This is a genomic window from Massilia sp. TWP1-3-3 (assembly GCF_049897805.1).
In the GTDB taxonomy this organism is placed as follows: Bacteria; Pseudomonadota; Gammaproteobacteria; order Burkholderiales; family Burkholderiaceae_D; genus Telluria_A.
On record NZ_JAFCWX010000009.1, the window covers coordinates 135,992 to 148,600 of the forward strand.

At 66.1% G+C, this 12,609-nt stretch carries 9 protein-coding genes; 3 read left to right on the forward strand and 6 right to left on the reverse strand.

Annotation, left to right across the window (positions count from 1 at the left end):
• Positions 1–141: 141 nt before the first annotated feature.
• Both ACP7D4_RS11320 and asd read right to left on the reverse strand, forming a co-directional pair.
• Positions 142–1,554 (reverse strand): C13 family peptidase, encoded by a 1,413-nt coding sequence (locus ACP7D4_RS11320; RefSeq protein ID WP_426209151.1) that lies wholly within the window; start codon positions 1,552–1,554, stop codon positions 142–144.
• A complete protein-coding gene (gene asd, locus ACP7D4_RS11325) occupies positions 1,554–2,405 on the reverse strand; it encodes an archaetidylserine decarboxylase (RefSeq protein WP_426104559.1) in 852 nt (283 codons plus the stop codon). The genes ACP7D4_RS11320 and asd overlap by 1 nt, the downstream gene beginning before the upstream one ends.
• A gap of 209 nt (positions 2,406–2,614) precedes the next feature.
• On the opposite strand from asd, the gene ACP7D4_RS11330 reads away from it, so the two are divergent.
• Positions 2,615–4,867 (forward strand): TonB-dependent receptor plug domain-containing protein, encoded by a 2,253-nt coding sequence (locus ACP7D4_RS11330; protein ID WP_426209153.1) that lies wholly within the window; start codon positions 2,615–2,617, stop codon positions 4,865–4,867.
• Between the two features lie 10 nt (positions 4,868–4,877).
• Here the strand turns inward: ACP7D4_RS11330 and ACP7D4_RS11335 are convergent, their stop codons facing one another.
• Positions 4,878–6,113, reverse strand: a complete 1,236-nt coding sequence (locus ACP7D4_RS11335) for a TCR/Tet family MFS transporter (RefSeq protein WP_426104451.1) — start codon at positions 6,111–6,113, stop codon at positions 4,878–4,880.
• 295 nt (positions 6,114–6,408) lie between these two features.
• Here ACP7D4_RS11335 and ACP7D4_RS11340 point away from each other — a divergent pair, with 295 nt between their 5' ends.
• Positions 6,409–7,164, forward strand: a complete 756-nt coding sequence (locus ACP7D4_RS11340; protein ID WP_426104453.1) for a hypothetical protein — start codon at positions 6,409–6,411, stop codon at positions 7,162–7,164.
• On the opposite strand, the gene ACP7D4_RS11345 is transcribed toward ACP7D4_RS11340, so the two are convergent.
• The 3 genes from ACP7D4_RS11345 to ACP7D4_RS11355 all read right to left on the reverse strand — a co-directional run bounded on the left by ACP7D4_RS11345 (position 7,142) and on the right by ACP7D4_RS11355 (position 9,262).
• Positions 7,142–7,828 (reverse strand): ribonuclease HI family protein, encoded by a 687-nt coding sequence (locus ACP7D4_RS11345; RefSeq protein ID WP_426104455.1) that lies wholly within the window; start codon positions 7,826–7,828, stop codon positions 7,142–7,144. The genes ACP7D4_RS11340 and ACP7D4_RS11345 overlap by 23 nt on opposite strands.
• A gap of 81 nt (positions 7,829–7,909) precedes the next feature.
• On the reverse strand, positions 7,910–8,800 hold the full coding sequence (locus tag ACP7D4_RS11350; RefSeq protein WP_426209155.1) for a hypothetical protein: 891 nt from the start codon (positions 8,798–8,800) through the stop codon (positions 7,910–7,912).
• Between the two features lie 207 nt (positions 8,801–9,007).
• Complete coding sequence (locus tag ACP7D4_RS11355; RefSeq protein WP_426209156.1) at positions 9,008–9,262, reverse strand: hypothetical protein; 255 nt, start codon at positions 9,260–9,262, stop codon at positions 9,008–9,010.
• Positions 9,263–9,461: 199 nt separating this feature from the next.
• Between ACP7D4_RS11355 and ACP7D4_RS11360 the strand changes: the two genes are divergently transcribed.
• A complete protein-coding gene (locus ACP7D4_RS11360; protein WP_426209158.1) occupies positions 9,462–12,590 on the forward strand; it encodes a penicillin-binding transpeptidase domain-containing protein in 3,129 nt (1,042 codons plus the stop codon).
• Positions 12,591–12,609 lie beyond the last annotated feature (19 nt).

Consider the following 12,609-nt stretch of genomic DNA (forward strand, 5'->3'; position numbering starts at 1 on the left):
GGACGGGATGGGGACGTCAACGGAAAGTGGCGGGCCACGACGTATTTGACTGGCGGGGCAACACTTCTCGCAGAGGGTATTGTTGGTATGATATTGAGCGCGATGGCAACGTCGCCAAAGAGCCGCGCTAGCCTCGCGGCGCTAGCCCTTCAACCGCATCCGCAGTTGTTTCAGGTATGCTCTGATTCTGGTGCCCACCTTGATCTGTGGATTGGAGTATCCGTCATCCTTGCCCGCTTCCTTTTCGCGTTGATCGATGACCAGCCTGGCAGCGGTGTGCGCTTCTTCAAACGACAGCGTGTTGGTGCGCAGCTGCTCGTCATACATCGCCCGTCCAAAGAAGGTCAGCTCTGATTTTTTTCCGCATCCATACGACGTGTGGTCGGCGTCGGACGCCGTCATCACCAGCGTATCCTCACCGGCCAGAGGTGCAATCCAGTTGCCGGCGTAGCAGGCCGATATCGATATCACCCGATGCTTGATGCCCGCTTCGTCGAGCCAGCGCTTCAGGTCTTCCGGCGTGACCGGCGCCACCTCGAGCGGCTCGAAGTTCGCCGCCAATTGCCCGTCCTGCGCGCCGTGCGATGTCAAGTGAATGAAGAGCACGTCCTCATCGCGGTCCATGGTCTGCGCCACGCCCGCAATCGCGCGCTGCAGATTGAGGGGCGTGGCCCACACCGTCTGCTCGATTTCCTCTGCATGGTTGATCAGCGTCAGGCCGCGTCCGGCCGCGTCGAAGCGCTTGGCCATCACCTCATTGACCACCCGGGTCTCGCGCCGGAACACTTCTTCGCCTTCGAACGGGGCAAAGGTGATGGTGTACATGTCGGCCACGCCGGGCCGCTGCGGCTTGAGGGCGGCCACGTCTGCCTGCAGCATCGGCTGCTGCATTTCGATCAGTTCCTGGTCGAAGCGCAGCGCCGGCGGTGGTTCGTCCAGATCGTCTTCGAGCGCTGCTTCCCGCTCGCGCCAGAACGACGGGGCGGGGGCCACGTAGTACGACAGCACGCCACCGGCAACGACGGCGCAGACGGCGGCGAAACGGCGCAGCATGGCGCGCTCGCCGGTGCGCACCATCAGCGTCAGCGTGGCGAGCGTGCTCCAGAGGACCGGCACCAGCCACAGCGCCAGCTGCCCCCACTGGCCGACCTTGCCAAACCAGGCGCTGCGCGCAAACAGCGCGTACGCCAGTCCGTACACACACGACAGGCACAGCGACAGCGCCAGCACGAGGGTCAACAGATGGGCCGCGCCGGGCGCGGCGGATGGCGCTTCGCCGGCCACCGGTTGCGGGCGCATCACATGGCAGGCCCAAACGGTCAGCAGCAGGCCGGCCCATCCCGCCGCGCCGGCCCGCCAGTTAAATACGGCGCCGCTCTCGTAAAACAGGCGGCTCACGCCGATCGACACCAGCAGGCGCAGCGCGACCAGCAGGGCGATGAACGCCGGGCCGGTCGCCAGACGCTCCCAGCGCGGCAGGCGAAAGCACAAGGAGCGCGCCCCTTCGTGCAGCCAGCGCAGCAGCGAAAGACGCGCAGGCTGGCCGCTGCCCATCATGCGCTCTGGTTGCCCATGACCTCTCCGAGCCGCACCGCGCGCTCAGGCGCCCACTGTGGGTTGAAACGGATCGTGTCCTTCTTGAACAGCATGACGATGGTCGAGCCAAGCAGGAAGCGCCCCATTTCCTCGCCTTTTTTAATAACGATCTGCTGGTCGTCGTAGCGCCATTCGCGCAATTGGCCCGAGCGCGGCGGATTGACCAGCCCATGCCACGTCGTGGCCATGCTGCCGACGATGGTCGCGCCCACCAGCACCGACACGAACGTGCCATGCTCGGGCGAGTCGAACACGCACACCACGCGCTCGTTGCGCGCGAACAGGTTGGGAATGCCGCGCGCGGTGGTCGGGTTGACCGAAAACAGCGCTCCCGGCACGTAGATCATCCGCATCAGGCGGCCGTCGCACGGCATGTGCAAGCGGTGGTAATCCTTGGGACTGAGGTACAGGTTGGCAAAGCTGCCGTGCTGGAACTGGGCGGCCAGCGCCGCGTCGCCGCCCACCAGCGCCGTGGTCGTGAAATGGTGTCCCTTGGCCTGGAAAATCTGGTGGTCGTCAATCACGCCGGTCTGGCTGATGGCGCCGTCCACCGGGCACACGAAGTCGGCCTGCGCCAGCGGCCGCGCGCCTTCGCGCAGCGCGCGCGTGAAAAAGTCGTTGAAGCTGGCGTAGCTGGCGATGTCCGGATTGGCCGCTTCATCCATGTTCACGTTGTACTGCTTGACGAACCAGCGAATCAGCGTGGTGGTGTAGCTGCCGCCCTGGTGGCCGGCGACGCGCCCGGCGAGCTTGGTCAGCCCCTGTTTCGGGAGTAGGTACTGGGGTAGAACTTTGAGACGCGACACGATAGGGGCCTGTAAGGGTGACGATTCCCAATTATAACGGTCCGTTTCCGCGCGCAGTTCACAATTGCTTGGGGCTGCGATGCGGGTGGCGGGCCGAGGCGCGAAAAGTCCCTGATGCAACATGCATATCAAAAATATATGTTTTCTGCTGCCACGGCACGTGCTTTCTGTTGGACAATGTCGGCCTTGAATACTTTTGCTGGAAAATCCCTATGTTTTTGCACAACCGCCGGTTTCGCCTGACCGTTCTCGCCGCCGCGCTCGCCGCTGTCTTGCCGGCCTTCGCCCAGCCCGCCTTTGCCCGGCAAACGGCGCCGGTCGTCAAGCCACAACCGGCCGACCCTGCGGCCATCCAGAAGGTCGAGGTCAAGGGCGCTGCCGACTCCTATGATGCGCGGCGTGACGACACTGCCTCCAAAATCGTGCTTAATCACGAGGAAATCATCAAGTTCGGCGACACCAATGTGCTCGATGTGCTCAAGCGCCTGCCGGGCGTGACCGTGTCGGGGGCGTCGGGCCGCGGCGGCGGCGAGGTGCGCATGCGCGGCCTGGGCAGTGGCTACACGCAGGTGCTGATCAACGGCGAGCGCGCGCCGGCGGGCTTTTCGATGGATTCGCTCGCGCCCGACGCGATCGAGCGCATCGAAGTGCTGCGCGCGGCCACTGCCGAATTTAGCACGCAGTCGATCGCAGGCACCATCAACATCGTACTGAAAAAGGCGATCAAGACGGCCCAGCGCGAACTGAAACTGAGCGTGGGTGCCGGCGCCGATACGCTCACTCCCACGGCCAACTTGCAGATGTCGGACCGCAAGGGCGCGCTCTCGTATTCGCTCACCGTCAATGGCGTGCACCAGAAGTTTGACCGCGATACGCCGGTGGAGGAAGTCGAGACCGACGGCGCCGGCGTCCTGCGCGCGCGGCGCATGATCGCCTACTACGAAACCGGCTCCTACGACGGCCTCAATATCGGACCCCGCCTGAACTGGACGTTCGCCAACGGGGACACCCTGACGTCGCAATCGTTCTTCAATTACGGTCGCTTCAAGCGCCTCTTCGAATCGACCACCAGCGCCTTTCCAAGCAGCGCAACGGGGCCGTATCCTTATCTCGACTGGGATATGGAAAACGTCAGCAAGAACTTTCGTTCCGACCTGAACTGGGTCAAGAAGCTCGCTGACGGCGCCAAGCTCGACGTCAAGCTCGGCGGGTTCATCGGCCGCGCCACCAACGACTCGTACCGCCAGGGCTACACGGCCAAAAACGGCGCGCTCACGCTCGACAGCGACGTCAAATCGATCTTGAAAGAACATGGCTATACCAGTACCGGCAAGTATTCGGTGCCGCTGGGCCAGGGCCACGCACTGTCGGCCGGCTGGGATGGCGGCTACACCACCCGCTACGACATGCGCCTGCAGGCCGAAAAGCGCGCCAAGGTCCCGAGCGCACAAGACCCGGTGCCCGGCTTTGTCGACTTTCCGGCCGACGAGCGCTATACCGCCGACATAACGCGCTTTGCCGGCTATGCGCAGGACGAGTGGAACGTGACGCCCCAATGGTCGGTGTACATGGGCGTGCGCTGGGAAGGCATCTGGACGGCGGTGTCGGGCAATCACTTCAAGGACAGCAAATCGCGCACCAGTGTCTGGAGCCCGCTGTTCCAGACGCTCTACAAGATCCCCGGCACCAAGGGCGACCAGCTGCGCTTTGCACTGACGCGTACCTACAAGGCGCCCAGCGCCGACCGCATCTTGCCGCGCCGCTGGACTTCGCCCGACAACAAGAACCCGAATGCGCCCGACCTGCTCGGCAATCCGGACTTGAAGCCTGAACTGGCGACCGGCATCGACGCCGCGTATGAACACTATTGGGCCAAGGGCGCGATGGTGTCCGTCAGCGCATCGATGCGCCGGCTCACCGACTACACGCGCACCTCGGTCCTGCCGGAAGCTGACGGCACCTACGTCTCGAAGCCGGTCAACGATGGCACCGCCAACACGCGCGGCCTGGAATTCGAGGCGAAGTTTCCACTGACGGCGGTGTTCGAAAAGGGGCCGGCGATCGATCTGCGCTTGAACATGAGCCGCAACTGGTCGAGCGTGTCGGCCGTTGGTGGACCGAACAACCGGCTCGACCAGCAGACGCCGTTTTCGGCAACGCTGGGCGCGGACTACAAGATGGGCAGCCTGACCACGGGTGCGAGTTATTCGTTCAGGAACGGCGGGCCCGTGCGCGTGTCCGCGACGCAGGATGCGTACACCACACCGCGGCGCGACCTGGAGATGTACGGGCTATGGAAGTTCAGTGCCAAGAACCAGTTGCGCGTCGGCTTGACCAACATCCTGGCGCAGGAGTACATCAGCGAGACCACTTACACCTATCTGAATGGCAGCGGCGCGAGTCGCCGCCGCACGTTAACGCCGGGCGAAGCGGTGCTGCGGCTGACGATGGAGATGAGGTTCTAAGGCAGTGCAATCAAACCTTGTAGTGGTGGGACTTGAAATACCGGCTCGCCACGAAAATGGCCACCGCCTGCATCGCGGCGCACACAAAAAACGTGGTCCCGATGCGCCAGTCGTTCGGACTCAGATGGGTGCTGCGCGCCAGGATGGCGGTGCCCAGCAAGGGCATGAACACCACGCCCAGGCTCTGAATCGATTGCAGGGACCCCATCAACTCGCCCTGTTCCTCGGACGACGTAGCTTTTGAAATCACCCCTTGCAGCGCCGGCCCGGCTGCAAAGGCGAGCAGATTGCACAGGATGAAAACGTACATCATCCACCCCTGCGTGGCCAGCCCGTAAAGAATATAAGTGATCCCGCCCGAGGCCAGTCCAAGCAGCGACAGGCGCACTTCGCCAAAGCGCTTCAAGAGCACCGCCAGCAGGCCCGCCTGCACCACGGCAGCGGTCAGGCCGACGCAAAACAGCGCAATCCCGTTTTGCAGCGGCGTCCAGTTGAAGCGAAACGTGGTGTACAGCACCCAGGTAGTTTGCAGCATCATCTGCGCCAAGGCCGAGAGCGCAAACACGATCACCAGCCCGCGAATCTCGACCCGCCCGGCCAGCTTGACCAGCGCCGTGAAGGGATTGATGCGCGCCAGTTCAAACGGCTTGCGGCGCGCCGCGTCGAGCGACTCGGGCACGCATAAATAGCCATAGATGAAGTTGGCGGCGCTGAGCGCGGCGGCCACGTAAAACGGCAGGTGCAAATTGCCCTGACCGAGCACGCCGCCCAGCATCGGCCCGCAAATGAACCCCAGCCCGAAAGCGGCGCCCACCTTGCCGAAGCTCTTGGCCCGGTTGTCGGGGGTGGAGATGTCGGCGGCGTAGGCTGACGCGACCGACATGCTGGCCGACGACATGCCGCCGATGACGCGCCCGAGGAACAAGAAGCCGAGCGTGGGCGCCCAGGCGGTCATCAGGAAATTGAGGCACATCCCGGCCATCGAATAGAGCAGCACCGGCCGGCGGCCCACGCGGTCGCTGACCGCGCCCAGCATGGGCATGAACACGAACTGCATCAGCCCGAACACGGCCGACAGGATCCCGAACCACAGCGCCTGTTCTTCGCGCCCATGGACGAACTCGCCCACCAGCACCGGCATCACCGGGATGATCAGCCCGATGCCGAGCATGTCGATGAAAATGCTGACCAGGACAAAATTGAGGTTGCCTGGCTTCGCTGCCGCGGCGGCGGGGACGCTGGTCATGGGTATGGGCCCGGGCAGGGCATGGTGGCGGGACCGTCTATCTTAACGCAACATTGCCCCTCTTTGCGCCCTGCGAAGCCAGCAGGCAGGTCGGGAAAGGACGCAGTCGCATTCCGACCAGCGCCGTCGAAACGCATTGCGCCATGCGGCCCGCGCCCGCCAGAACTAAGGTACGGACAATTGCCATTCATATAAGTTCCTAGTGCGATGATGACCTGCCGCATTGCCAAGACATTGCAAATTGTTTAACATGCGCGGCGCACCTTAATTTAATTTCATTCACTCTGGAGCAAGTATGCCGATTGCCGGTTTGGGCCTACATTTCATCATCGCCCTGTTTTTCGCCATCCACGCGGTACGTTCCGGCCGCGAGCTGTACTGGCTCATTTTGCTGTTTTCCTTTCCCCTGCTGGGCAGCCTGGTGTACTTCCTGGCCATTTTCCTGCCGCAGTCGCGCCTCGAACGCACGCTGGGCAAAGCCGGCAAGACCGTCGTCGCCGCCCTCAATCCCGGGCGCGCACTGCGCGAAGCGCAACAGGCTTTCGACCTGACCCCGACCGCGCACAACCAGACGCGCCTGGCCAAGGCCATGCTCGAGGCGGGCATGCATGCGCAGGCGGTGGCGCAGTTCGACGCTTGCCTGGCCGGTCCCTTTGCCAACGATCCCGACATCATTTTCGACGCCGCCCAGGCGCGCCTCGCCAATGGCCAGCACGATGGCGCCATCGCCGCGCTGCTCGGCCTTCAACAAGGCAAGCCATCATTTCGCACCGAGCAGGTGTCGGTGCTGCTGGCGCGCGCTTACGCCGCGGCCGGCATGCATGCCCAGGCGGGACAGGAGTTCGCCACGACCGTGCAGCGCTTCACCGGCATTGAAGCGCGCGTCGAATACGCGCTGTGGGCCCTGTCGCGGCGCGAGGCCGTGGTGGCCCAGGAACAGATCAGGGAATTGGCGCATTCGCGCAAGCACATGAACAAATATACGCGCTCGCTGCACGACGACATGTTCAAGCGCCTTGACAGCGCCGTCAGGATGCAGGGCCGGCAGTAGACGGCTCGGTCCACGCCGCAATCGCGCGTTGCGACAGGGCGTCGGCTTCACCATTTTTGTGGCGCGGAATCCAGCGCAGCGCTGGTGCGCCAAGCCTGGCGATCAGCGTGCGGGCCTGCTCGCGCAGGCGGGCGAGCGCCGGCGACTGGCCGCCATCGCTGCGCGCCACATCATCGATGACAACCTGGCTGTCGCCGTAAATCGTCAGAGCGCGCGCGCCGGCCGCCAGCGCCGCGTCCAGCAATGCAATCAGCGCCAGGTACTCGGCCTCGCTGCTGTTGCCGTATCCCGCCGCGCGGGACACCACGAATTTTTCGCCGCCAGGACCCAGCAGCAGCGCGCCGATGCCGCAGCGGCCCGGGTTGGGATGGGCTGAACCGTCGAACCAGCCGCGCCAGGGCGTCGCCGCACCGTCATGGCGGGCGGCGCGGGTCTGGTTGGCGCGCTCTTTTTCTTCGCGCCGCGCCACGGTGCGCGCATGCGCGGCGGTTTGCAGCGCGTTGCGGCCGGCGACTAAACCGGCCAAACCCGCCAGACCGGCCGCCTGCTCCAGCGTGATGCGCAGCGCGGCTGCTTCGGTCACGCCGCTGCGCGCGGCGAGACGGCGGGCGGCGACGCGTTCGCCGTGAAAGGCGATGGCGCACAGGTCGGAAAAATCAGTCATGGGCGAAGCATAACTAAAAAACGTAAAAAAAGCGCCACCACGGAAAAGCCGGGTGGCGCTTTCAGCGGTTATGCAAACCGTTTAATGGCGACGCTGGTCGTCCGGAAAGCGGTCGTTCTCATTGCGGTAGCCATCGCCATCGCGGTCGGCATCGTTACGGTTTCGCACACCGTCGTTGTCGCGGTCGCGGTCGCGCGCGTCGGGAACGCCATCGTGGTCGCCGTCGCGCCGTTCCATGCGGTCGGGCACGCCGTCGCGGTCACGGTCGCGTCCTTCGAGGCGATCGGGCACGCCGTCGCGGTCACGGTCGCGTCCTTCGAGGCGATCGGGCACGCCGTCGCGGTCGCGGTCGGCGCCACCTTCCATGCGGTCCGGGATGCCGTCGCGGTCGCGATCATGTCCGCGGCCACGGTGAGCATCTTCCCATCGACCCTGTTCCATATACCACTGGCCGTTGCGCTCAATCCAGCGCGGTTGGGCGTACATGTAGCCCGGGCGTTCACGCATGTAGGTACCGGCAACCCATTCGTGGCGGTTGCCGCGCCAGTTCCAGTAACCCGGCACCCACACGTAGCCGCGCCGTGCATGCGGCGCGCGCTCGTAGCGTGCCGGTGGCGGCGCGACGCCAATCATGTTGCCGTTGACCGCAGCCTGCACCGCCACTTGCTGCCAGCCGCCGCGGTTCAGGCGCCAGCCGTTGTTGTCGCGTGCCCATTCATGGCGCTGGTACTGGTAGCCGCTGCGGATCGTTTCCCAGTGGCCCGCGGTCCAGACGTGGCGGTTGCCTTCCCAGTTCCAGTAACCAGGCGCCCATACCTGACCGGTCCGGGGCGCGGGAATGCTCTCGTAGCGAGGGGCCGGAGGGACAGTGGTGACGAATACGTTGATGCCGGCTTGCGCCATCGAAGGCAAAGGCATGAGGGCTGCTGCGCCTAACGTTAATGCTGCTGCAAAGGTGAGGGTGCGTTGCATTTTCAGGTCTCCTTGTGAAAGCGTACGGTCCAATATAACGTCCAGAATTTGCATTCAGGACAATTGAATCAAGTGCTTACATCTGAAACAACGGGAGGCCGTTTGTAAGTGCGGTAGCCAACACAGATCAGGAGCACTGCGGGCCAGGCTGTATCGCGTCAGCCGGCGCGCAGGTCGGTTCTGGAAATCCCTTGCGACCGCATGCCATTACATGCGGTTCGCTGCGTTCTGCGCTACGGCGAACTGGCCGTCGGCGTCGCGTTCAGCCTGCAGCGACTGGCGCTTTTCTTCGGCAGTCATGCGCTTGGCCTTGACCACGACCGCCGGTGCCTGGGCGCCCGCACTGGCCGTCACCGCAGCTTTGGCGTTCGCCTGCGGCAGCGTGTCGATGGCATATGCGCCGCCTACGGCAAGGACGACGGTGGCGAGGAATACGGCTTCCATGTGCTTGAGGATGTTCATACAATTTCCTTTCAATGTGGGGTGTCGATGAATGTACTTTAGACGCACAATTCGCCCCCTTCCACCCGTATGCGATGAAGGGCCGCTTTCGCGGAACGGCCTGCGAAATTGGCCGATAAGTTGTTGCCGGGCTCGCTTTCCCGCCCCCCCCGCTAGTGTTGTGCAGGCCGGGTGGCCGCTTTCAGCGTGGGGGAGTGCGATGGCAGGTTGGTTCGACAGGGTGGCGCTGGCGCTGGCGGGGCGTCACAGGCAGTGGCGGCGCGCGCGCAACCTGCGCGCGGGCACGCAGCGCCCGGCGCGCCCGGCCGCGCGCTGGGTCGGCGCCGGCGGCGTGCTCGTCGCGCTGGCTGGTGCCGTCATCATCGCCGGCCATGCGCGTCACCTTGGTCGCTCCGCGCCCGGGCCGCTTGACACCGGGGTGCCATCGGCGGTCGATATTCTTCCGCCGGCGCTGGCGGGCATGGGGTTCACGGTGCCAAAGCAAGCCGGCGTCACAATGGCCTTGAGCGACCAGGGCGCTATCGTGATCGCCGCCGGCATGCACGCCGCCGACCCGGTGCGCGTGAACTTGTGCGACCAGGTTCAGGGCGCGCGCATGCTGCCGCTGCGCATCGGCTACCAGTTTGACGACGTGGCGCGCCTGGTCGCGCGCAGCGAAGCCGGCGGCAAATTATTAACAATTCGAAACGTTGCGCTGGCGTCGGACATGCCCCAGGTGCAGATCAACGGCCTTGCCTTGCCCGCAGGCGGCCCGCTGCAGGTGTCGTGGCAAGCGGCCGGGCGCAAGGTGCGCTGGGCCAGCGATGCCGGCTCCGGCGCCTTCCGGCGCGACGGGTTTCTGGTGTGGAGCGACGGCGCCTTGCGCGTGCAGCGCCGCGCCGCTGCCGCTTGCAAGAGCGCGGGCGAACTGGTGCTGCAGTTGTATCGCAACGGTGATGGCGGCGCTGCAAAAGCGCTGGTCACGGCCTTTCCGGCAGGCGGCGACGCCATCTCGACGTGGCTGCCCCCGGGGAGCTACCGCGTGCCGGCAGCGCCGCGCGCCAGCCTGGAAGACCAAACGCTGTTCCAGCAATTGGCCGCGCACGGCCTGTTGCGTTTGGGTGATGACGGTTTGATCGAGTTGGCGCCGCGCGACCTGGCCAGCTGGCAAGCCGCGCCCGGCAGCGCGCGCAGCGGCGAACTGGGCAGTTGGCAAGCGCTGGCGTCCGACGCCGCCGCCACAATGCTGTTCAAGCGCCTCTATCGCATGGCCGACGGCGCCTATGTGCGCGAGCAGGTCCGCATCTTCAATAACGAACGCCGTTTGCTGGCCTGGCGCGTGCGTCCGGCGCTGGCCGGCGCCGTCTGGCAAGCCAGCGTGGCTGGAGCGAGCGTGGCCACCGGCGCCGAACTGCCGCTGGCGGCCGCGCGCCTGTTTGCCGACGTGCCGCAGGGATGGGCACCATGGAACCGGGTGGCGGCGTGGCCTGCGGGCGGGCCGGACGCGGCGGCGCGCCTGGTCATGCAGCAGCCGCGCGCCGGACAGCGCATCGAACTGCTGCTCGTTGGCCGCGTGCTGGGCGTGGAAGGGGCGCGCATGCTCGCGCCCCCGCGCGCCGCCTGCAGCGGGCGCGCCTGTCCGGCGCCGGGGGCCGTGCAGCTGGTGGTGCTGGAAGCATTGCCGGGCGCGGCCAACATCGCACTGACGGCCGCGCCGCTGGCGATGGACGCGCTGGCCGGCGCCGACGCCCAATATCGCCATCTAAGCGTTGCAGGCGGCAAGCTGGCGTGGCGCGCGCTGGCTGCCAACAGCGCCACCGCGCGCCATGCCGATCCGGCCGGCGTTGTCCTGCAAGACCGGCATGGCGTGGAAGTGTGGAGCGGCGGCGCGCCGAGCGCGGCCGCCATCGATGCGGGCCTGGCGCCGCTGCTTGGCCTGCGCGCCGAACACGCCAGCAGCGTGGCCGGCATGCTCGCCCGCGTTCCCTCGCCAAGCGGGGAGCCGCACCGCGCGCGCCTGTCGCTCGACCTGGCGCTGCAAAAGGCCAGCCACGACGCGCTCGATTGCATCGGCATGCGGCGCGGCCGGTGGGACGGCGCGCGCTGCACCGGCGCCATGGCCGTACCGCCTGGCCGGCAGGCGGGCATCGTCATCCTCGACACCGACAACGGCGACATTTTGGCCGCGGCCGGCGCGGGCGGGGGCGTTGTCGACGCCGCCAACTGGAATGAAGTACGCGACTTCGACCGCGCCAATCCCGCGCGCAGCCCCTTGCGACTGCCTGCATTCCAGCATGACGGGGGCGCTTACCGCAGTCCCGGCTCCACCTTCAAGATCGTCAGCGCGCTGGGGCTGGAACTGGCGGCGCAGCGCGACGCGCAACTCGACATGCTGCTGGCCGGGATGCCGCTGGCCGCCCTGAACCGGGTGGCGCGTGCCAAGGGTTTCGCGTTCCAGACCAATGCCGCTAGCTACCCGTTCGGCACGCGCCTGGCGCACATCACCAACTACAAGGACCAGCACCTGGACCGGCGCGCGCAAGACGGCCGCATGGGACTGGCGCAGGCGCTCACTTATAGCTTGAATACCTGGTTCGCCTGGTCCGGGGAGCTGAGCGACCGCAGCCTGTTTGGCCGTGCCGACGGCGGCGCGCCCGACTTGCAGGCGCTGGAACCCGGCTCGCTGGACAGCGTGCGCCCGATCGCCGCCATGGCGCACAAGGTCGGCTTTGGCCAGCAATTGCGGCTCGATGGCGGCCTGCTGCCGGCGGACTTCCGCTGGTCGCCGTGGGACGCGCTGCAGCCGAGCGAAGCGCACATCGATCCGATTCACACCCGCCACGAACTGCGCCAGATGGCCATCGGGCTGCGCATGCAGGTAACGCCGCTGCACATGGCGATGGTGGCCGGTGCCATTGGCGAGGGCCGCGTGATCGCCCCGCGCCTGCTGCTCGAACTTGACGCTCGCGCGGCGCACGCAGCAGCGCCGCCCAGGCTTGGCGTGCGCCTGGACCGGATTCGCGCCGGCATGAAGGGCGTGGTCGACGCCGGCACCGCCGCCGCAGCGTTTCGCGGCGCGCCTCTGGACGCGGTGCGGCGCGGCCTGGCCGGCAAGACCGGGACTTCGCCGGCCATGGTCACGGGGCCGGACGGCGTGCGGCGCGAGCTGGCCACGGTCTGGTTCACCGGCTACCTGGAACCGGGCAGCGTGCCGGGACAGCGCCACCGGCTCGCCGTTGCCGCCTTTGTCAGCCATTCCGAGGCCAGCGGAGGCGAACATGCGGCGCCCATCGTGGCCTCGGTGCTGGGATCGATGGCGGGCCTGAACCGCGAACAGAAGGGTAAATAGGGGTTTCAAGCGCGCCTTG